The 21,992-nt window shown below is 54.7% G+C and carries 19 protein-coding genes; 6 read left to right on the forward strand and 13 right to left on the reverse strand.

All coding sequences use genetic code 11. The features are described 5' to 3' along the window. Window positions 1-63: 63 nt before the first annotated feature. The 3 genes from rpsI to zapE form a co-directional block, all read right to left on the reverse strand. Window positions 64-456, reverse strand: a complete 393-nt coding sequence (rpsI, locus tag OGY62_RS01725) for a 30S ribosomal protein S9 (RefSeq protein WP_000829818.1) — start codon at window positions 454-456, stop codon at window positions 64-66. A gap of 15 nt (window positions 457-471) precedes the next feature. After that, a complete protein-coding gene (gene rplM, locus OGY62_RS01730; protein ID WP_000847556.1) occupies window positions 472-900 on the reverse strand; it encodes a 50S ribosomal protein L13 in 429 nt (142 codons plus the stop codon). Between the two features lie 302 nt (window positions 901-1,202). After that, window positions 1,203-2,327, reverse strand: coding sequence for a cell division protein ZapE (zapE, locus tag OGY62_RS01735; protein ID WP_049010584.1), 1,125 nt, complete (start codon window positions 2,325-2,327; stop codon window positions 1,203-1,205). A gap of 192 nt (window positions 2,328-2,519) precedes the next feature. On the opposite strand from zapE, the gene zapG reads away from it, so the two are divergent. The 3 genes from zapG (at window position 2,520) to degS (ending at window position 5,613) form a co-directional block, all read left to right on the forward strand. Then, window positions 2,520-2,918 carry a Z-ring associated protein ZapG gene (gene zapG / locus OGY62_RS01740; RefSeq protein ID WP_042292056.1) on the forward strand — a complete coding sequence of 133 codons (399 nt, stop codon included), beginning with the start codon at window positions 2,520-2,522 and terminating at the stop codon, window positions 2,916-2,918. A 168-nt stretch (window positions 2,919-3,086) separates the two neighbouring features. Next, window positions 3,087-4,454: a serine endoprotease DegQ gene (degQ, locus tag OGY62_RS01745; protein ID WP_047460939.1), complete on the forward strand. Its 1,368-nt coding sequence runs from the start codon at window positions 3,087-3,089 to the stop codon at window positions 4,452-4,454. A 91-nt stretch (window positions 4,455-4,545) separates the two neighbouring features. Next, window positions 4,546-5,613 (forward strand): outer membrane-stress sensor serine endopeptidase DegS, encoded by a 1,068-nt coding sequence (degS, locus tag OGY62_RS01750; protein ID WP_012135367.1) that lies wholly within the window; start codon window positions 4,546-4,548, stop codon window positions 5,611-5,613. Window positions 5,614-5,716: 103 nt separating this feature from the next. Here the strand turns inward: degS and mdh are convergent, their stop codons facing one another. After that, on the reverse strand, window positions 5,717-6,655 hold the full coding sequence (gene mdh, locus OGY62_RS01755; RefSeq protein WP_012135368.1) for a malate dehydrogenase: 939 nt from the start codon (window positions 6,653-6,655) through the stop codon (window positions 5,717-5,719). A 436-nt stretch (window positions 6,656-7,091) separates the two neighbouring features. Here mdh and argR point away from each other — a divergent pair, with 436 nt between their 5' ends. Continuing rightward, window positions 7,092-7,562, forward strand: coding sequence for a transcriptional regulator ArgR (gene argR, locus OGY62_RS01760; RefSeq protein WP_012135369.1), 471 nt, complete (start codon window positions 7,092-7,094; stop codon window positions 7,560-7,562). A 377-nt stretch (window positions 7,563-7,939) separates the two neighbouring features. Next, a complete protein-coding gene (gene yhcN, locus OGY62_RS01765) occupies window positions 7,940-8,203 on the forward strand; it encodes a peroxide/acid stress response protein YhcN (protein WP_012135371.1) in 264 nt (87 codons plus the stop codon). Window positions 8,204-8,264: 61 nt separating this feature from the next. Here yhcN and OGY62_RS01770 read toward each other — a convergent pair whose 3' ends face one another. The 5 genes from OGY62_RS01770 to aaeX form a co-directional block, all read right to left on the reverse strand. Next, window positions 8,265-8,540, reverse strand: a complete 276-nt coding sequence (locus OGY62_RS01770; RefSeq protein WP_012135372.1) for a barstar family protein — start codon at window positions 8,538-8,540, stop codon at window positions 8,265-8,267. A gap of 29 nt (window positions 8,541-8,569) precedes the next feature. Continuing rightward, window positions 8,570-10,018 (reverse strand): NAD-dependent succinate-semialdehyde dehydrogenase, encoded by a 1,449-nt coding sequence (locus OGY62_RS01775; protein ID WP_115608784.1) that lies wholly within the window; start codon window positions 10,016-10,018, stop codon window positions 8,570-8,572. Window positions 10,019-10,108: 90 nt separating this feature from the next. Beyond that, window positions 10,109-12,076 (reverse strand): p-hydroxybenzoic acid efflux pump subunit AaeB, encoded by a 1,968-nt coding sequence (gene aaeB, locus OGY62_RS01780; protein ID WP_012135374.1) that lies wholly within the window; start codon window positions 12,074-12,076, stop codon window positions 10,109-10,111. Between the two features lie 5 nt (window positions 12,077-12,081). Then, complete coding sequence (gene aaeA, locus OGY62_RS01785; RefSeq protein WP_012135375.1) at window positions 12,082-13,014, reverse strand: p-hydroxybenzoic acid efflux pump subunit AaeA; 933 nt, start codon at window positions 13,012-13,014, stop codon at window positions 12,082-12,084. A 7-nt stretch (window positions 13,015-13,021) separates the two neighbouring features. Next, window positions 13,022-13,225, reverse strand: a complete 204-nt coding sequence (gene aaeX, locus OGY62_RS01790) for a p-hydroxybenzoic acid efflux pump operon protein AaeX (protein ID WP_000051840.1) — start codon at window positions 13,223-13,225, stop codon at window positions 13,022-13,024. Window positions 13,226-13,408: 183 nt separating this feature from the next. Between aaeX and aaeR the strand changes: the two genes are divergently transcribed. Continuing rightward, window positions 13,409-14,338: an HTH-type transcriptional activator AaeR gene (aaeR, locus tag OGY62_RS01795; RefSeq protein WP_049010571.1), complete on the forward strand. Its 930-nt coding sequence runs from the start codon at window positions 13,409-13,411 to the stop codon at window positions 14,336-14,338. 102 nt (window positions 14,339-14,440) lie between these two features. Here aaeR and tldD read toward each other — a convergent pair whose 3' ends face one another. The 4 genes from tldD to OGY62_RS01815 all read right to left on the reverse strand — a co-directional run bounded on the left by tldD (window position 14,441) and on the right by OGY62_RS01815 (window position 21,992). Continuing rightward, window positions 14,441-15,886 carry a metalloprotease TldD gene (gene tldD, locus OGY62_RS01800; RefSeq protein WP_047460926.1) on the reverse strand — a complete coding sequence of 482 codons (1,446 nt, stop codon included), beginning with the start codon at window positions 15,884-15,886 and terminating at the stop codon, window positions 14,441-14,443. A 185-nt stretch (window positions 15,887-16,071) separates the two neighbouring features. Beyond that, window positions 16,072-19,872, reverse strand: coding sequence for an AsmA2 domain-containing protein YhdP (yhdP, locus tag OGY62_RS01805; protein WP_286458938.1), 3,801 nt, complete (start codon window positions 19,870-19,872; stop codon window positions 16,072-16,074). A 67-nt stretch (window positions 19,873-19,939) separates the two neighbouring features. Beyond that, a complete protein-coding gene (gene rng / locus OGY62_RS01810) occupies window positions 19,940-21,409 on the reverse strand; it encodes a ribonuclease G (RefSeq protein ID WP_012135381.1) in 1,470 nt (489 codons plus the stop codon). Then, the gene (locus OGY62_RS01815) at window positions 21,399-21,992 is read right to left on the reverse strand and encodes a Maf family protein (protein WP_200076008.1); all 594 of its coding nucleotides are present in this window, start codon (window positions 21,990-21,992) and stop codon (window positions 21,399-21,401) included. Before OGY62_RS01815 ends, rng begins: the two co-directional genes overlap by 11 nt.

Consider the following 21,992-nt stretch of genomic DNA (forward strand, 5'->3'; position numbering starts at 1 on the left):
CCATAAAAAAACCCGCCGAAGCGGGTTTTTTCGCCAATGGTAATCTGCCGGAGCAGAAACCCATTAACGTTTGGAGAACTGCGGACGACGACGTGCTTTACGCAGACCGACTTTCTTACGTTCAACCTGACGAGCGTCACGAGTAACGAAGCCAGCTTTACGCAGTTCAGAACGCAGAGACTCGTCGTACTCCATCAGAGCGCGGGTGATACCGTGACGGATCGCACCAGCCTGACCAGAGATACCACCACCTTTAACAGTGATGTACAGATCCAGTTTCTCAACCATGTCGACCAGTTCCAGCGGCTGACGAACTACCATGCGGGCAGTTTCACGACCGAAGTACTGTTCCAGAGAACGTTGGTTGATAACGATTTTGCCGTTGCCCGGTTTGATGAACACGCGAGCTGCGGAACTTTTGCGGCGACCAGTGCCGTAGTATTGATTTTCAGCCATTGCCTATAATCCCGATTAGATGTCAAGAACTTGCGGTTGCTGTGCCGCGTGGTTGTGCTCGTTGCCAGCGTAAACTTTCAGTTTACGGAACATAGCACGACCCAGCGGGCCTTTTGGCAGCATGCCTTTAACCGCGATTTCAATCACACGCTCAGGACGGCGAGCAATCATCTCTTCAAAGGTCGCTTGTTTGATACCACCGATGTGACCGGTGTGGTGATAGTACACTTTGTCAGTACGCTTGTTGCCGGTTACAGCAACTTTGTCAGCGTTCAGAACGATGATGTAATCACCGGTATCGACGTGCGGAGTGTATTCCGCTTTGTGCTTACCGCGCAGGCGAAGAGCCAGTTCAGTAGCCAGACGGCCCAGAGTTTTACCGGTCGCGTCAACAACGTACCAGTCGCGTTTTACGGTTTCTGGTTTAGCTGTAAAAGTTTTCATTAAAAGCTTACCCAATAGATAGTTACACGTTGGTGAACACCCAAACGTTTTCAATTGTTGAGGTTCACACGACAAAGTCCGGCAAACCTACCCCTTCGAATAGCCAATGCCAGCACACAAAAAGTTTTGGGAAAAAAACTTTCTTGTAACGTGGGGTCGCAGGATTATAGAGAAGTCAGGGGCAAAGATCGACCCCTTTTTGTGATTTGCAATGGGTTTTGTGCGGGGCATTTCTGCTGGTCTGATAAGCGAAGCGCCACCAGGCAACCTGCGCCGGATGGCGGCGAAACGCCTTATCCGGCCTACGGCATATGCGAGCGTTTCAGATACTCCTCGCTCTGCATCTCCTGCAAACGCGACAAACAGCGCTGGAACTCAAACTTCAGGCGTTCGCCCTGATAGATCTCATATAAAGGCGCGTCGGCGCTCACCACCAGCTTCACATGGCGCTCGTAGAATTCATCCACCAGCGCGATAAAACGGCGCGCTTCGCTTTCCATCAGCGGCGTCATGACCGGCACATCAAACAGCAGAACCGTGTGGAACAGGCGCGACAGCGCAATATAGTCATGCTGGCTGCGAGCGTCCACGCATAAGGTGATGAAGGAGACCGCCAGCGTCTGGTTTTCCACCCCCATTGTCGGTAACGGACGATGATTCACCTCCAGCGTTGGCGCATTCTCACGTTTCGCACCGGCCAGCGCCAGCCAGAGTTTATCCATCTGTTGCTGCGTTTCGTTATTACGCGGCGAGAGCCACAGATGTGCCTGCGTCAGCGTGCGCAGACGATAATCCACCCCGGCATCCACATTCATGATGTCGCAATGCGCTTTGATAGCGTCGATAGCCGGAAGGAAGCGGGTACGTTGCAGGCCATTGCGGTACAGCTCATCCGGCGGGATGTTCGAGGTCGCCACCAGGGTAATACCGCGGGCAAACAGCGCTTTCATTAAGCCGCCAAGCAGCATCGCGTCGGTGATGTCGGAAACAAAAAACTCATCAAAGCAGAGCACATCCGTTTCGGCTTTGAAACGGTCGGCAATAATCTCCAGCGGGTCGGTCTGCCCCTGTAGCGCCGTCAGCTCCTCATGCACGCGCAGCATAAAGCGGTGGAAATGCAGACGCTGTTTCCGCTCGCCCGGCAGACTATGATAGAAGAGATCCATCAGCCAGGTTTTCCCTCGCCCGACCCCACCCCACATATACAGACCACGCACCGGCGCATTCGCTGACGGTTCACGTTTGCCAAGCAGTTTACCGAAACGGGCCATCAGTCCGCCGGTTTGCGGCGCCGGAGGCGTTTTGGCGATCAGCGCCTGGTAAATCGACTCCAGTCGGTTGACCGCATCTTTTTGCACGTCGTCGGGTTGATGGCTGCCATCGTTGAGGGCCTGAAGGTAACGCGATGTGGGGGAAATGCTTTGCATGATGTTATTGTTATTCCTTGAAAATCGATGTGCCGACGTTCACGGCTGACGAAAAAAAGGCCGTTCTACATTACGTGATATAAACACGGGATTCCACTTCTACGGGATTAGCGGTTATAGTGGCATAATCAGGCGCAGGCATGGAGCCTAAAGCCAACACCCTACGGAAACAAAAGACAACGGGAGATGTTCATGACCTGGGAATATGCGCTAATTGGGTTAGTCGTCGGTATCATCATTGGTGCCGTAGCCATGCGTTTTGGTAATCGTAAATTACGCCAACAGCAGGCATTGCAGTACGAACTGGAAAAGAATAAAGCTGAGCTGGAAGAGTATCGTGAAGAGCTGGTCAGCCACTTTGCCCGCAGCGCCGAGCTGCTGGATACCATGGCGCATGATTATCGTCAGCTGTATCAGCACATGGCGAAAAGCTCCAGCAGCCTGCTGCCGGAACTGTCTGCGGAATCGAACCCGTTCCGTAACCGTCTGGCGGAGTCTGAAGCCAGTAACGATCAGGCGCCGGTCCAGATGCCGCGTGACTATTCCGAAGGCGCTTCCGGCCTGCTGCGTAGTGGCGCAAAACGCGACTAATCGCACATCGTTAAGAAATTTTTCGGGCGCAGCGATTGCGCCCGTCTCTTCTCTCCTGTCCCAGCTATTATTTAGTCATTAACCTCATTGTTACCAGGCCGAAAATTCAATAACATCAAACTGTTTTGAATCGTCTTTCCGTTCACTCAAGGTACGAGAGCAGGCTCCATGAAAAAACAAATCCCGTTGTTAAGTGCATTAGCGTTAAGTGTCGGGTTAACGCTCTCGGCACCGTTTCAGGCCGTCGCATCGATACCCGCGCAGATTCCCGGTCAGGCGGCGCTCCCCAGTCTCGCGCCAATGCTGGAAAAAGTGCTGCCGGCCGTGATTAGCGTGAAGGTTGAGGGAACCGCGACCCAAAGTCAGAAGGTTCCAGAAGAGTTTAAAAAGTTTTTTGGCGACGAGTTGCCTGATCAACCCTCTCAGCCGTTCGAAGGGCTGGGATCGGGCGTCATCATTGACGCCGCCAAAGGCTACGTTCTGACCAATAACCATGTCATTAATCAGGCACAGAAGATCAGCGTTCAGTTAAATGACGGACGCGAGTTTGACGCTAAACTGATCGGCAGCGACGACCAGAGCGACATCGCGCTGCTGCAAATCCAGAACGCCAGCAACCTGACGCAAATCGCCATCGCCGACTCCGACAAACTGCGCGTCGGCGACTTTGCCGTCGCGGTAGGCAACCCGTTTGGTCTGGGGCAAACCGCCACCTCCGGCATTGTCTCCGCGCTTGGCCGGAGCGGGCTGAATCTGGAAGGACTGGAAAACTTTATTCAAACCGACGCCTCGATTAACCGCGGCAACTCCGGCGGCGCGCTGCTGAATCTCAACGGCGAGCTGATCGGCATCAACACCGCTATTCTGGCACCTGGCGGCGGTAGCATCGGCATTGGGTTTGCGATTCCGAGTAATATGGCGCGCACGCTGGCGCAACAGCTGATTCAGTTTGGTGAAATTAAACGCGGCCTGCTGGGAATTAAAGGCATGGAATTGACCGCCGATATCGCCAAAGCCTTCAAGCTGGATGTACAGCGCGGGGCGTTCATCAGCGAAGTGCTCCCGGGTTCAGGTTCCGCGAAAGCGGGTGTGAAATCCGGCGACGTGATCACCAGTCTCAACGGCAAGCCGCTGAGCAGCTTTGCCGAACTGCGCTCACGCATCGCAACGACGGAACCCGGCACGAAAGTGAAGCTCGGTCTGTTACGCGACGGCAAACCGCTGGAAGTCGAAGTCATCCTCGACACCAGCACGTCATCCTCCGCCAGCGCGGAGATGATCGCCCCGGCATTGCAGGGCGCAACGCTGAGCGATGGTCAGTTAAAAGACGGCAATAAAGGCATCAAAATTGATAACGTTGAAAAAAGCAGTCCCGCCGCCCAGGCCGGTTTGCACAAAGATGATGTGATCATTAGCGTTAACCGCGATCGCGTGCACTCGATTGCGGAAATGCGCAAAGTGCTGGAAGCGAAACCGTCGATTATTGCGCTACAGGTCGTACGCGGTAACGAGAACATTTACCTGCTCCTGCGTTAAGTCATCGTTAACCGGACATCAGCCCCACGTGCGATGTCCGGTTAACTCGTGGTATGCTGCTGCCGTTCCCTTTTTTAATGACGCCTCCATCATGTTTGTGAAGATCTTACGTTCGGTCGCAATTGGTCTTATTGTGGGTGCCATTCTGTTGGCGGCCATGCCCTCGCTGCGCAAAATAAATACCCTGACCACACCGCAATTCGACAGCGCGGATGAGACGCCAGCCAGCTATAATTCGGCGGTTCGCCGCGCCGCGCCTGCCGTCGTCAACGTTTATAACCGCAGTATGAACAGCACCACGCATAATCAGCTTGAGATCCGTACGCTGGGATCGGGCGTGATCATGGATCAGCGCGGTTACATCATCACCAATAAGCATGTGATCAACGATGCGGATCAGATCATCGTCGCCCTACAGGATGGACGCGTGTTTGAAGCGCTGCTGGTTGGTTCGGATACGCTGACGGATCTGGCGGTGTTAAAGATTAATGCCACGGGCGGTCTGCCGACAATCCCGATCAACACGAAACGCTCACCGCATATTGGTGATGTGGTTCTGGCCATCGGCAACCCGTATAACCTGGGGCAGACCATTACTCAGGGGATCATCAGCGCCACCGGGCGTATCGGTCTGAACCCAACCGGACGACAAAACTTCCTGCAAACGGACGCCTCCATCAACCACGGTAACTCCGGCGGAGCGCTGGTTAACTCGCTGGGCGAACTGATGGGCATTAACACCCTGTCATTTGATAAGAGTAACGACGGCGAGACGCCGGAAGGGATCGGTTTTGCAATCCCGTTCCAGTTAGCGACCAAAATTATGGATAAGCTGATCCGCGATGGTCGCGTGATTCGCGGTTATATCGGCATCGGTGGGCGAGAAATCGCGCCGCTGCATGCGCAGGGCGCCGGGATGGATCAAATCCAGGGGATTGTGGTCAATGAAGTGTCGCCGGACGGCCCGGCTGCGCAGGCGGGTATTCAGGTCAATGATGTGATCATTTCAGTCAACAACAAACCTGCTGTTTCCGCTCTGGAGACCATGGATCAGGTTGCTGAAATACGTCCAGGTTCGGTGATCCCGGTGATTGTGATGCGTGACGATAAAAAGCTGACGCTCCAGGTCACCATTCAGGAATACCCGGCGACAAATTAACGTAATAAAAAAACCGGAGTCATCTCCGGTTTTTTACTGTGTCTCGGTTAACTTGTAGGCCGGATAAGGTGTTTACACCGCCATCCGGCCTGCACAAAAGCGCTTACTTGTTAACGAACTCTTCGCCCAGGGCGATATCTTTTTTCAGCGTATCCAGCATACCTTCCAGCGCATTCTGTTCAAACGCGCTCAGTTTGCCGATAGACTTGCGCTCTTCCACGCCGTTTTTACCCAGCAGCAGCGGCTGAGAGAAGAAGCGCGCATACTGGCCGTCACCTTCAACGTAGGCACATTCCACCACGTCCTTCTCGCCTTGCAGCGCGCGCACCAGAGAAAGACCAAAGCGCGCAGCAGCCTGACCCATAGACAGGGTTGCCGATCCGCCGCCAGCCTTCGCTTCAACCACTTCCGTACCCGCATTCTGGATACGTTTGGTCAGGTCAGCCACTTCCTGCTCGGTGAAGCTGACGCCCGGGATCTGCGACAGCAGCGGCAGAATGGTCACGCCAGAGTGACCGCCGATAACCGGAACTTCAACGTCGGTCGGCAGTTTGCCTTTCAGTTCCGCGACAAAGGTGTTGGAGCGGATGATGTCCAGCGTGGTCACGCCAAACAGTTTGTTCTTGTCGTAAACGCCGGCTTTTTTCAGAACTTCAGCAGCGATAGCGACGGTAGTGTTCACCGGGTTGGTGATGATGCCCACACAGGCTTTCGGACAGGTCGTTGCGATCTGTTGTACCAGGTTCTTCACGATACCTGCGTTGACGTTAAACAGGTCGGAACGATCCATACCCGGTTTACGCGCCACGCCAGCTGAGATCAGTACGACGTCTGCGCCTTCAAGCGCCGGGGTCGCGTCTTCGCCGGAGAAACCTTTGATTTTTACTGCTGTAGGGATATGGCTCAAGTCAACGGCCACACCTGGGGTCACTGGAGCGATGTCGTACAGGGAGAGTTCTGAACCTGAAGGCAGTTGGGTTTTTAACAGTAGTGCAAGCGCCTGGCCGATACCGCCGGCAGCGCCGAGGACTGCGACTTTCATCCTAAACTCCTTATTATATTGATAAGCTAAGTGTTTGTTGCTCCGCGGCGGCGACCATAATTCACAAATCCAATGAATACAACCACCACGCGTCAAGAATGCGTAGTCACGCAAATTTGGCTTTTATGCATTTAACTTACGTAATAGAAAAGCTAATTTACGTAATTCAAAAGCGCCTGAACCACAGAACAACTTTCCAACAGGTGCTGACAATATACTCTACTGCCCCTCCAAAACAACATCAATTTGATAACATTTAATTTACTTTTAAGCTTATTTGCGCGCCGTGACGCAGGCATGTTTCTTGATAACGGAATTTGATAGAATTCCGCTCTTTCATAACATTATTTCAGCCTCCGGCGAGGCAGACTGTTTGCATAAAAATTCATCTGTATGCATAATAATGTTGTTTCCATCCTCATATTACGGGTGACTTATGCGAAGCTCGGCTAAACAAGAAGAATTAGTCAAGGCGTTCAAAGCGCTACTCAAAGAAGAAAAATTCAGTTCACAGGGCGAAATCGTCCTCGCGTTACAGGATCAGGGCTTTGATAACATCAACCAGTCCAAGGTCTCGCGCATGCTGACCAAGTTCGGCGCGGTGCGTACCCGCAACGCAAAAATGGAGATGGTCTACTGTCTCCCGGCTGAGCTAGGCGTGCCAACCACCTCCAGCCCTTTAAAGAATCTGGTGTTAGATATCGACTACAACGATGCTGTTGTGGTGATCCATACCAGTCCTGGCGCCGCACAGCTGATCGCGCGTCTGCTGGACTCGCTGGGGAAAGCGGAAGGCATCCTCGGGACCATTGCCGGTGACGACACCATTTTCACCACTCCCGCGAATGGCTTTACGGTGAAAGATCTGTACGAAGCCATTCTGGAACTGTTCGAACAAGAGCTGTAATCCCTTCTCCCCGTCGTTAAGCGCGACGGGGAAAAAACCTGCCGCCACCTCTTCCGCCGTCATTTTTCACTGCCTGTCACTTAACAAATAGTGCGTTTAACCGTCAAAAATCATTTACATGGTGAATGTGCATTGGAAAAAACGCACAAATTGCAAAATTTCATATCCTTATGATTTTATTGCATTTAATCTTAGTCACACGCTTTTTAACACGTTTTTAATTCCATACGGTTATAAAAAAACAAATCGTTAACACACAATAACCCATGAAACCATTAGCGTGGTATTAATTAATCGCGTGATTAGTGTATACTTGATTTTGTGATGAGGGTCACGAAACACAGACCCTAATAAAAGAATTCGACGAGGTAAAAATCATGAAAATCAAAACTACTGTTGCAGCATTAAGCGTTCTGTCCGTTCTCTCTTTTGGCGCATTCGCAGCCGAATCCATCAACGCAGAACAAGCGCAAGGCCGTCAGGCTATCGGCTCTGTTTCCGTAAGCGCTATCGGTTCTTCCCCGATGGATATGCATGAAATGCTGAACAAAAAAGCAGAAGCAAACGGCGCATCCGCCTATCAGATTACTGAAGCACGTAGCGGCGACAACTGGCACGCTACGGCAGAACTTTACAAATAAACCCTCGTCGTCTAGTCCGACGACTTGCCCCCGACTGCCGGGGGCTTTTTTATGTTTGTCATCACGAATGGCGAACATTAAACCGCAGCTGCCCTTCCAGTTCCTCTTCTGCTTCATCAAACAGCAAAATCAGCGCGCCGTAACGCCTGCGCAGTTTTTCCGGCAGATGAACAAACTCAATCTCCAGCGGCAATGGCAGCACCTCGCTCATGAGAGCATCCCATAGAGAATCAAGATCGCCGACTTTCTCTCTGGCAAGGCCAAACATCCGCGTAAATTCGCGGTAAAAATCGTTCTGGTCTTCTATTTCATCAAAATCAAAGGTATAGATGTTCATAGCCAGCCACCACCCCCGACGCAGTCACATTACAGGCCGCCGATGTGCAGGGTCTTCACTTCCAGAAACTCTTCAAGCCCCAGCACCGATCCTTCACGCCCCAGACCCGACTCTTTCACCCCGCCAAATGGCCCCAGCTCGGTTGATACGGCGCATTCATTAATCCCAATCATGCCGCTTTCAATCGCCTGGGAAACACGGAATACGCGTTGTAAATTTTGCGTGTAGAAGTAAGCCGCCAGGCCAAACGGCGTATTGTTGGCGCGCTGAATGACCTCGTCTTCACTGGTAAAACGAAAGCAGGCCGCGACCGGCCCGAAGGTCTCTTCACTGGCCAGTTTCATCCCATCGCTACAGTCGCCCAGTACGGTGGGCTGCCAGAAATTCCCGCCTAACGAATGCACTTTAGCGCCTGCCAGCACCTTCGCCCCTTTTGCGATAGCGTCCTCAACATGCTCACGCACTTTATCGACGGCCGCCGGTTCAATCAGCGGGCCGACGATCACGCCCTCCTCCAGACCATTTCCGACCTTCAGTTTTTGTACGGCATCCGCCAGCTTGCGGGTAAATTCGTCATAGACCGACTCATGGATATAGAAACGGTTAACGCTGACGCACACCTGCCCCGCGTTGCGGAATTTATTGGCGATCGCCCCCTGTACCGCAGCGTCAATATCCGCATCGTCAAACACGATATACGGCGCATTGCCCCCCAGTTCCATCGAGACTTTCTTCATCGTGTCAGCCGCGTTACGCACCAGCGTTTTCCCAACGGCGGTCGATCCGGTAAAGGAGATTTTGCGCACCTCGTGGCTGGCCATAATGGCGTCGCTGATCTCCGGGGTATTGCCCGCGACGGCGTTCAGCACGCCGTCAGGTACGCCAGCTTTCTTCGCCAGCGTCAGCAAGGCGAATGCGCTAAGCGGCGTGTTATTCGCCGGTTTAATGACCCCCGTACAGCCTGCCGCCAGCGCCGGGCCTAATTTACGGGTCAACATTGCCATCGGGAAATTCCACGGCGTAATCGCCGCCACGACGCCAATCGGTTCACGAGTGGCAAAGATCCGCGATCCGGGTTTGATCGGCGGGATTATTTCGCCATTTGCCCGCTTCGCCTGTTCAGCAAACCACTGGATGAAACTGGCGGCGTACTCCACTTCGCCTTCCGCCTCTTTCAACGGCTTCCCCTGCTCAGTGGTCATCAGACGGCCCAGCCAGGATTTATGCTCAATGATCAGTTCATACCAGCGATACAGAATGGCCGAGCGCTCTTTTGCCGTTTTGGCCCGCCAGGCAGGGAAGGCTTTTGCCGCCGCCGCAATCGCCTCTTCGGTCTCTTTTTTACCGGCTTTGGCGACGGCGGCTATCGTTTCACCGGTTGCCGGATTAAGAACATCGAAGGTGTTATCCAGCGTTTTCCAAAGTCCATCAACCAGATATCCCGTCTGAAAAAGTTCGTTGTCCTGGAGCGTTTGCATGGTTCTTTCTCCTCCTGATGTCATGTTTTCCGCACGTCAGATAAGTATAGCCACAAAAAAACCGACGCTTTTGGCGTCGGCTCCTGAGTGTTAGTTATCCGTCAAGGCGTGCTGATATTTGTGCAACATGCCGGATAGCCGTTTTACCGGCTCCGTCACCCGTGGCGGCGCTTCCCAGACTCGCAATTTTTCCTGATAGACATCAAGCTCATCCAGCAGTTGTCCAAAGTAGCGCCGACGCTTATCGTCATTTCCGGCTGAAATCACATGATCGGCCGTACGCCGGAGCTGGCGGTGAAAAGCAGATAAATCATGATTGACCGGGATGGGCGCATCACGCAGACGTTGGTGCGCAATGATCATCGTCAGCGCCAGACGAAACTTCGGCAGGTCGCCCGGGAATTTGTTCATTAACAAGAACAACTGCTGATACAGCGCCGGAAGGTGGTTCTCTTTACGGCGCACAACGTTGGTGGTCATCGCAGACACCGCTGCGGAAACGAACTGGTTAAGCAGCACACGTCCGGTTCTGTCGCGTGAATTATCACGAACCAACAGAATGACGATAAACGCCATCATGCACCCCACAATCTGCCCGAGCGCGCTGTCAAGGAACTGACTGAAGTGGAAGGTCATTGGGTTGTCCAGCACGATGATGTTAATGGTACTGGCCAGCGCCCCCATCGAACCCAGCCGCCGTTTCTGGACTTCGATCCCGAGAAAGAATCCCAGCACCGCCAGGCTCAGACACAGCAGCAACATGCTTTGCTGCGTATTCGGGATGATCACTAAAAAATAGAGCAGGCCCAACGGCAGCGCCGCCAGCGTCCCGTAAATAAAGTCGATTGCGACCATGCGCGGGTTGGGTAAGCGCATCGCCAGCGACGTGACGACCGCAATCATCACCATCGCGCCGCTTCCCGACGTCCAGCCCGTCCACAGCCAGAATAAGGTGCCCAGCACACAGGACAGCGTGGTGCGCCAGAAGTTAACCATCGCGTGATGGCGCTCGGCAGATTCCACCTTCACGACGGGCTCGCCCTGCAACACTTCCTCTTCTGTCACGCTGATTTTGGCGTTGCCAATCACGCCGCGCTTTAGCAGCAGATAGCGCGTCGCCGCACCGGCCCAGGTGTAAAGGGTTACGGGCGTTTCACGTTCGCCGGTCCAGGCAATGATGCGGCGCATCCGCTTAAGCTGTTTATGTACGTCCTGCGCGGTTTCGACGGGCGTTTCGAACAGCTCGCGGAAGGTGTCGGTGATCAACTCCGGGTGAGTGTTCTGAATCAGGTATGTTTCACAGGACTGGGTGATCAGCGTCAACGAGAGCGTATTCAGCGCTTTCAGGCGGCGGTTGGCGCGCCCCCAGCGCGATGACTCCATATTGAGATTGCTGCGCATGCCTTCCAGCGCCGCCGTCCGCCGCACCAGATCGCCCCAGGCTTTGTCCACTTCCTCACTGTCACCGTGCTTAATACACAGCTGCATCAGCTGGTATTGCGCCACCAGCAGACCGTCGACTTCACGATCCACTTCCTGTTTCACTGAACGCGGCGAAAAGAGCAGATCCGCCATAATGGCGCAGACGATACCAATCACGATCTCGCTGCAACGTTCAACCGCGAACTGCGGCGTCAGTAGTGGCTCCGCCTGAATGGTAATGACGATGATCAGCGCCGTATACCCGGACAGCCCCCATGCATAGGAGTTTTCAACCCGTACCAGCGAGGAGATCCAGGTACAAAATCCCGCCCAGATACAGCACACCAGAATCATTAATAACGGCGCGCGAATCATGGTGATGATAATGGTCAGCGCGGCGATACAGCCAATAAATGTCCCGATGATACGCAGCATCCCGCGATAGCGAATCGCGCCGGAATAGGGTTCCCCACCGGCGGCGAATGCCGGGCCTGCGGCGACAATCGCGGCGGTCAGCACCGCCCAGCGCGGCGTCTCAAGCTGAAAGTGAAAGCCAACGAACAGCGCCAGGACGATGGCGCATGCCAGTTTTACCGCAAAGCGGATATGCTGGTTGGCAATGGAGAAGATACCCATGGTGATTAACCAAACTCGCGCAGACGGTGCGCCATTTTACGGAAGAAGGAGTCCTGCGTTTCATCACGATCCTGCTTGCCGGTAATCACAACGGTTGCGGTTGTCCCGGCAGGCCACAGGTTGTCCTGCTGATCGTCCAGACGGATACGTACCGGAACACGCTGCGCCAGACGTACCCACTCCAGATTGGAGTCGATGGTCGCCATCCCTTTGGCGTCACGCGTGCTGCTGGCGTTAGTGACCCCAGCCGCCACGCTGTCAACGGTGCCTTTCAACACTTTGTTACTGCCAAGCGGCGTTATCTCTGCGCGATAGCCCGGACGGACGCCTTCCAGTTTGGTCTCTTCCATATAGGCCAGCACGTAGAAAGAGTGCTGTTTCACCAACGCAACCGCCGTTGAGCCACGGGTAATAAACTCGCCGGTGTAGACGTTCAGGTTGGTGACCCAACCGTCAGCAGGGGCGCGAATCACGGTACGTTCGAGGTCTAATTTTGCCAGATCGCGCGTCGCCTGCGCTTTGGCAAGCTGATGTAATACGGTTTGCAGAACGTTATTGGCCTGATCGATCTCTTCACGCGACATCGCCTGGACGCCAAGGCGGTTACGGCGGCCAGCCTCCTGCCGTTTTTCCTGTGCCAGCACCTGGTAGTAGGCAACGTCAGCTTCCGCTTCTTCGAGGGCTTTTTTATAGCGCGGCTGATCGATAGTGAACAGTATCTGGTCTTTCTTCACCAGCTGGTTATCATGCACACTCACGTTGGTGATAAGGCCCGCGACGTCTGGCGCAATGGCAACCACGTCGGCGCTGAAGCGCGCGTCACGCGTCCACGGCGACTCGGTGTAATAGACCCAGGCACGGAAAATTGCGATGAAGGCCAGAATGACCAGTACGAGCGTGATGGCCGTACGAGAGAGTTTTCTTGTTAGTGTTTTCACTTCTACCTCAAACGAACAAGCGCGATATTAAATAGAACAGGCAGCAATACAGCGCGGTATTAAACAGAGCCGGATGCCAGACGAAGTCATAAATGCCGGTTGGAACCAGCATCCGGCGCACCAGCCAGAAAATCGCCAGTGACAAAAGCAATTCGAAAAATATCGGTGGGAAGGAGAGACCAAACACCACGATAACGGGAAACAGACTCATGTTGACCTTGATTTATAAAGAGAGTGCAGGCGATACAGTTTTCAGCCAATGCCACCGCAGGGAAGGGCGTGGAAAGCCAGGCGAGAGCGGCATAGCGGTTATTTGAATAATAATATATTAACGTAACTGTTATGCTGTTATCTATAATATGTGATCTAAATCACTTTTAAGCCAGAGTGAATAATGGAAAGATTAAAACGCATGTCGGTGTTCGCCAAAGTCGTTGAATTTGGCTCCTTTACCGCCGCTGCCAGACAGCTACAAATGAGCGTTTCCTCTATCAGCCAGACCGTGGCGAAACTGGAAGATGAGCTACAGGTTAAGCTGCTAAACCGCAGTACGCGCAGCATTGGGCTGACCGAGGCCGGTAAAATTTATTATCAGGGTTGCCGTCGGATGCTGCACGAAGTGCAGGATGTCCATGAGCAGCTTTATGCCTTCAACAACACGCCTATCGGCACCCTGCGAATTGGTTGTTCTTCAACCATGGCACAAAATGTCCTCGCCGGGTTAACGGCCAAAATGCTGAAAGAGTACCCTGGCCTGACGGTTAACCTGGTGACCGGCATCCCGGCGCCGGACCTGATCGCCGATGGTCTGGACGTGGTGATTCGCGTCGGTGCGTTGCAGGACTCCAGCCTGTTTTCACGCCGTCTGGGGGCAATGCCGATGGTGGTGTGCGCCGCCAAAAGTTATCTCGCGCAATTTGGCGTGCCGGAAAAACCCGCCGACCTCAGCAATCACTCATGGCTGGAATACAGCGTGCGCCCGGATAACGAGTTTGAGTTGATTGCGCCGGAAGGGATCTCCACCCGGCTGATCCCACAAGGACGCTTCGTCACCAACGATCCGATGACGCTCAGCCGCTGGCTGACCGCAGGCGCCGGGATCGCCTACGTTCCGCTGATGTGGGTGATCAATGAGATCAACAGCGGAGAGCTGGAGATCCTGCTGCCCCGCTACCAGTCCGATCCACGCCCGGTTTACGCGCTGTATACCGAAAAAGATAAGTTGCCGCTGAAGGTGCAGGTGGTGATTAACTATCTGACAGACTATTTTGTCGATGTCGCGCAGCTATTTCAGGGAATGTACGGTCGAGGGAAAGAGAAGTGATCAACGGCTCGCCTACAGAACAGGCAGGCCGGATAAGGCGTTCACGCCGCACCCGGCAAAATGCCCGATAACGCAATGGCGTATCGGGCCTACAAAACGACTTTACGCGGTGCCGCCCACGGTCAGGTTATCCACTTTTAACGTCGGCTGACCCACGCCTACCGGCAGACTCTGCCCTTCTTTACCGCAGACGCCAACGCCGTTATCCAGTTTCAGATCGTTCCCGACCATAGAGATCTGCTGCATCGCTTCGATACCAGAACCAATCAGCGTCGCCCCTTTCACGGGTTTCGTCACCTTACCGTTTTCGATCAGGTACGCTTCTGAAGTCGAGAACACAAATTTCCCGGAAGTGATATCCACCTGCCCGCCGCCAAAGTTAGGCGCATAGATACCGTATTCCACAGACTCGATAATCTCCTGCGGCGTGGATTTCCCGGCCAGCATATAGGTGTTGGTCATACGCGGCATCGGCAGATGCGCATATGATTCACGACGTCCGTTACCGGTCGGCGCAACGCCCATCAGACGCGCGTTGAGTTTATCCTGCATATACCCTTTCAGGATGCCGTTTTCAATCAACACGTTGTACTGGCCCGGCGTACCTTCATCATCAATGGCGACCGAACCACGGCGATCGGCGATCGTGCCGTCATCAACCACGGTACACAATTCAGATGCGACCAGTTCACCGATATGGCCGCTGAACACCGACGTACCGCGACGGTTGAAATCCCCTTCCAGTCCGTGGCCTACCGCTTCGTGCAGCAGCACGCCAGGCCAGCCCGCGCCCAGCACAACGGGTAATGTTCCCGCCGGAGCGGCAACCGCCGACAGATTCACCAGCGCCATGCGCACCGCCTCTTTCGCCCAGGCATCGGCGCGTACTTCACCGTCCAAATCGCCTAAGAAAAAGTCATAACCAAAACGACCGCCGCCGCCGCTGGAGCCGCGCTCGCGTTTACCGTCTTCCTCTACCTGCACGCTGACAGACAGACGCACCAGCGGGCGCACATCCGCCGCCAGCGTACCGTCGGTCGCCGCCACCAGAATCAGCTCATACACGCCGGTCAGGCTGGCCGTCACTTCCTGTACGCGCTTGTCGGCTTCACGCGCCGCCTTGTCCACGCGACGCAGAATGTCGAGTTTCTCTTCGCGGCTCATGCTCTGTAGCGGGTCAATAGCGGTATAAAGCATCGGGTGCTCTACCGCGCCCAGTGTTTTTACTTTGCCGTCGCCGCTGTCGCGCACGATGGTACGCGCGGCCTGCGCGCTCTGCTCCAGCGCTTGCAGGCTGATCTGATCGGCATAGGCAAACCCTGTTTTTTCACCATTGATAGCGCGCACGCCAACGCCCTGATCAATGTTGTAAGAACCATCTTTGATGATGCGATCTTCTAAAACCCAGGATTCGTGATAGCTCGACTGAAAATAGAGATCGCCGTAATCGAGACGGCGTTCGGCCAGTTGGCCCAGAATGGCAAACAAATCCTGATGGTTCAGGCCGTTCGCCGCTAGCAATTGTTCACTTACCAGGTTCAGACTCATCGTTTTGCTACTCGTTAGTTACTGTTGTAGGCCTGATAAGACGCGCCTGCGTCGCCATCAGGCGCTTCAATGCCGGACTGCGGTAGAAGTTATGTAGGCCGGATAAGCGCAGCGCCATCCGGCTTTTGCAGTTCGTCATTCATTTCTATTTACTGAGATTGGGGCAATTACTCGCCCCCGTCAAATCATTGCTGGCTTTCTTTACGCGGCTGGCGCAGGACTTCGTTAATCTGCGGTTTGTCTACCGGGCCCGTGATGCGATAGCGCAGAATGGAGACTTTGCTCCACAACGGCCCCAACACTTTACTCGCGGCAAATACCGCCGCCCCGACAATCGGGTTCACCGCAAACGCGGCGGCAACCCCTACCGTGGCGGAGATTTCCGGTGCGACGACGGCTTCAATATCGAGTTCCCGACGCACCAGATTGACAGAACCTTTCATGGCGATGTCGGCCTCCAGCCCATCCACCAGCGTATCGTCAGTGTGCATCACGCCGTCTTTGATCCACGCCGTACTGCGAATAGAGTCAAAGTAGAAACCGTCGCTGAACGTATCGCTAAAATCAAAACGCAGCTTACGCAGCAGTGCATCAAAACTCAGCAGACGTAGAAGCTGCCCCGCATGACCGGTGCTCAGCTCGGTAATTTCACCTTTCCCCAGGCGGGTACGTAAAATGCCATTAAGGGAAGCCTCATCCGGCTGCCAGGGCAGGTTACGCCAGTGTAAGTCATAGTCCACGTTAAACGAGGCGTTGCGGATAGGGGTTGAAACGCCAAAGAATCCCGCTGCGGCATCAATTTTATGGCCGCGCAGTTTCCCCTTCAGCGACGTGCGCTCGCTACCCGGCGTGTTCACCCAGACACCCTCAGCCGTCAGCCGGGAGAAGCCCGTATCCAGCAGCCCGTTACTCAGGGTCAGCGTATTTCCCTGAATCGCGACGTCGCCGTCAATACGCCCATATTTTTGCCCCCACAGCCAGCATTCAACGCAGCGTAACTGCACATCAGGCCAGCCGCGGAAACTGACTCGCTCAAGGGAGGAGAACGGCGAGGTCGCCTGCGCGCCGTCTGTACGCTTCGCCGCGCTCGGGTTGTAATACAGGTATTTGATGTTCGCCTGCCACGGGGCATTATTGCGTATCGCCAGCGTGGCGTTAATCTCGCGCCCCTGCGCTTCGACCTTCTGACCATTCAGCGACGGCTCAGAGACAATGCTCAGGTTATTCCACTGTTGCCCGCCCAGCGACAGCGAAGGCGTTCGTAGCGTCACGCGCTGCGGCAAACTGGTCTTTGCGCCAACGTTATCCGCCGCGCCTTTCTGGAACAGCGCCAGCCACTCTGCGCCATCCATTGCCGGAAGATTAAGCTCAACGCCTTGTCGGTCAGGCAATGTCGGCGTGGTGCGGCTATCCGTTGTCCAGATTGCCCGATCCAGCGTCAGTTTCTGATTCAGCAGCCAGCGGCTGTTAAAGTGATTATTTTTCCCGGCGCTGCCGGTCAGCGCGAAGCCACGCAAGTTACCGTCAGCCTTAATGCTCACCGGCAAGGATTCCCCGGCCTGCTTGTCGAGCGGTGACGGTAAGTGACTGCTCACATTCTTCAGGTCGCCTTTCAGTTCTACGTTGTATGTCGCACCAGAGTGATAAGGAAGCGCAATGCCCACTTTACCGTTCCACGCCATACCGCCGCTTATAGCATCGTTCACCTGCGCAGGTAGCACGCCCATACGGTCCGGCTGCCAGTTGCCGTTAAGGTTGACGTCGACCTGATAGGCCTTTTCCCCTTCATTGGTGGAGAAATCCACGTTCAACGGCTGATTAAACCAGTTTGCCGTTAACGGTTCGCTCTTAAGATTGCCGTTGTTGAAGCTGAACTTACCGCTCAGGTTCTTCAGCGTGCTGTCGAGCGGCTTAATGAACAAACTATTATTACGCAGCAAGACATCCCCTTTGGCGGTGACCAGCTCGCCATCCAGCGGAATATCAAGATGTAAGCGAGCATTCACATCGCCGTCAATCTGGAGCTGCTCCAGCGTGGCACCGAGAGAATCTTTCAGCGGCGTGTCGTCAAAATACGGGCCGACCGCTTTACCCGGCCCATTGATATCGGCATCAATCAGCAGCTTTTCTTTGGCATAGTCCGGGATGATCGCGGTCAGATTGCTGGCCTTAACACCGCCCAGATTGACGCTATCCGCCTTCATCCACAGGCCATCGTTCAGGAAGTCCAGCTCAATGTTGAGGTCGGTCAGCGCGGGCCAGTCAGGCTGGAAAGCAAACTTCGCGTTACGCAGCGGCACCAGCACTTCAAACTGACCTTCATTATGTTTGTAGGGGAAAAGATGTGGATTGCCGCCATACACCAGCGTAGCGTTATCCGCTTCGCCGCCCTGAATCGCGCCGCTAAGGTAATCAACCAGCTCTTTGCCCATCAGGTTTTCCGGGAAATAACGCCAGGCCTGTGAACCGTCATCGGTGCTGATCCCCGCCAGAATCCCCAGCCAGGGCTCCTCTCCGGCGGGTTGCAGATAACGAAAACCGCCGCGCGCATGTACGGCTTTCGCTTTCACGTCGATGTTGCGCCCGTCCAGCTGAAACCCTTTGTCATTCTTCAGCCAGGTGAGCGTCGCCACGCCGCTTTCAATTTCCAGCGGTGCGCGAAAGACGGTTTCATACGGCATTTCGGCCTGCTGCATCGAGGCGGTCAGCGCGCCGTTTTCCACGCTGCCGGACAAGGTGCCGGAGAAGTGTTCCGCGCCCGGTAAGAGCTTCCACTGCTTCCAGGCGAGGTTATCCCACGACGCCTGGAAACGTGTTTTCTCCGTCGCCTGTAGCGGGATATCCAGCGCGAGAGTGTCTATTTTTCCGCGTGGCTGTGTGGCCTGCCAGATGTCGCCCAGCGCAGGCGAGAGTTTCGCCGCCACCGGACGCAGCCCGTCCATATCGGCCAGTTCAAGGTTGCTGGCGCGAATACGCAATTCATCGCTGCGTATGTTGTTCTGACCGCCAACTTCTTGTTCCGGCACCCAGGCCAGCGTTAACGCGCCGCGCGGCCAGGGTTTGCTATCCAGCGTGATACGCGTGTCAGGAATATAAAACTGCCAGCCCGGCTGTTCACGCGTAATGTGCGCGGTCAGGTTATCAACGGAAAGCGTGTGCGAATGATTATCGCCCTGCCAGCTCGCGCCGCCCTGCTTAAGCCAGATATCGCCGCTGGAGACTTCGCCTTTCGTGAGCGTCATCCAGCCTTCCAGGCTAAAGCGTGCGGTTTGCAGCGCCACGTTATCCTGCATCCATTTGCCCAGCCACGGCTTCACGTCAATATCGTCGGCCTGTAGCCAGACCCGACCGTTGTTCAGCAGCCCGTCGTCGTCACGCAGATCCATACGAACCTGCATCACGCCATGCTGCCCGGTCAGGCTGGAGAGACTGACCTGACCTTCCGCGCGGTGCCTGTCTTTGCCGTTCAACCAGGTAAGCTGCGGGATCGCCAGTTCGGCTCGCTGGCCTGATAAGGTCAGAAAGCTAATTTGGCTATCCCGGAGATCGAAGTGATCAAACTGACGCAGGAAAAGATCGCTAATACGGTTGGTTTCAATGCCTTCGTCGCTGTCGCTGCGTTGGATCGGCGTATTAGTACGGATGTGCAGTTGCCAGAAGGTGAGATCGCGAAACTGCCAGCGCATGTGCAACAGGCTTTGCCAGACATCCAGCGCCAGCGTGACGCGCTTTACTGAAAGCTCGCCGCCATCTTTCAAACTGGCATGGATGTCCTGGGCTTCAAGCGTGGGGCCAAAGGTTTGCCAGTTCGCATGCAACTGGCTGGCGGCAACAGGAATACCCGTGGCAGATTCAATTTTGCTGAGGATCGCCGGACGCCAGCTATCCAGATGGGGGAGCGCAAGGCGCAATCCACTGATCAGCAGCGCAACGACGACGACGAGCGCGGCTCCAGTGAGCAGTAATATCCCCGGCAATCGCCTCACGCGTCTCTCCTTGTCTGCCAAAAATGTGACTCACAAACCCGTTATCCGGCCTGGAAACGGCGGTCTTTTACATCATTACGACGTCAAATTGCTCCTGGTTATAGAGCGGTTCAATCTGGACTTTAACTTGCTTGCCGACAAAAATTTCCACCTCTGCCAGCGCGTGCGACTCTTCGCCTTTTAACGTTTCCGCCACCGCTGGAGAGGCATAAACGAGGAAACGATCGGAGTCGTAGGCATGATGCACACGCACGATTTCACGCATAATTTCATAGCAGACGGTTTCCACCGTTTTCACCGTACCGCGTCCATGACACGTTGGACATTCATTGCATAGCACATGTTCCACGCTTTCGCGGGTACGCTTGCGGGTCATCTCTACCAGACCCAGTTGCGAAAAGCCGTTGATGCTGGTTTTCACGCGATCTTTGCTCAGCGCCTGCTCCAGAGAATGCAGTACCCGACGGCGATGATCTTCATTATTCATGTCGATAAAATCGATGATGATGATACCGCCCAGATTGCGCAGACGCAGCTGCCGCGCAATCGCCTGCGTCGCCTCAATATTGGTATTGAAGATCGTGTCATCGAGATTACGGTGCCCGACAAACGCCCCGGTATTGATATCAACGGTGGTCATGGCTTCGGTTTGATCGATAATCAGATAACCGCCGGATTTCAGCTCCACCTTGCGTTCCAGCGCGCGCTGAATCTCATTTTCAACATCAAAGAGATCGAAAATCGGCTGATGACCGCTGTAGTGTTCGAGCTTGCTGGTCATCTCGGGGATATATTCCGCAGTAAATTCCAGCAATGCCTCGTACGTCAGACGCGAATCCACGCGGATTCTGTCCAGCTCGGCATCGGCAAAATCACGCAGTACGCGCTGCGCCAGCGCCAGTTCGCCGTACATCTGATAGCGCGTTTGCGGCCGCTTTTTACGCTCCATGACTTTCGTCCAGACGCGTTTGAGGTAAGCGGCGTCCGACGCCAGATCCTCTTCGCACACCCCTTCCGCCGCCGTACGGATGATAAATCCACCCTGCTCGTCGCAATACTCCGCCACCACCTTCTTCAGGCGTTCACGTTCGGTTTCGCTTTCAATACGCTGAGAAACGCCAACGTGCGACGCGCCGGGCATAAAGACGAGGTAGCGGGAAGGCAGCGTGATGTCCGTCGTCAGGCGCGCGCCTTTGGTGCCAAGCGGATCTTTTACCACCTGCACCATCAGATCCTGCCCCTGACGCACCAGCTCAGAGATGTCGCGTACGGTGAAGTTCTTTTGCTCTTCACCCGCCACGCATTCGGTATGTGGCATAATGTCTGAAGCATGAAGAAACGCGGCTTTCTCCAGTCCAATATCTACAAAAGCCGCCTGCATACCCGGAAGTACACGGCTTACACGGCCTTTGTAGATATTGCCTACGATGCCTCGTCGCGCTTCACGCTCAATATGAATTTCCTGAAGAATACCGCCATCAATGTACGCCACGCGTGTTTCCGATGGCGTTACGTTTACCAACAATTCAGCCGTCATGTTTATCCCTTTTCTCACGCAGTGCGTTAAAATTGCTCAGCAACTCATACGTTTCAACCAGCGGTAAGCCGACCACGGCGTGATAGCTGCCGTTTATCTTCCTGACAAAACAGCCACCCTGCCCCTGAATACCGTATGCTCCAGCTTTATCCATAGGCTCACCGCTGGCGACATAGCCCGCGATGTCCTCATCACTCAGTGTTCTGAACGTCACCTCCGTCACCACCAGACAATCCAGCACGTACTGGCTGTCCGCCAGCGCGACGGCCGTCATCACCTGATGCGTCTGCCCCGACAGTTTGCGCAGCATATGCGCCGCGTGTTCTACATCGCGCGGTTTCTCCAGCACTTCACCGTTAAGAATCACGATAGTATCGGCGCCCAGCACCGGCAAGTCGCGCGCCGTTTGCGCCACGCCTGCCAGCGCCTTTTCCCGCGCCAGACGGGAGACATACTGTTGCGCGCTTTCGCCTTCGCCACGCGTTTCTTCAATTCCCGTAACGATACGTACAAAAGAGACGCCCAGCTGCGCAAGCAGCTCCTGGCGGCGAGGTGAACCGGAAGCAAGATAAACGTCAGTCAT

Source organism: Citrobacter sp. CK198 (assembly GCF_030333295.1).
Classification (GTDB): domain Bacteria; phylum Pseudomonadota; class Gammaproteobacteria; order Enterobacterales; family Enterobacteriaceae; genus Citrobacter_B; species Citrobacter_B koseri.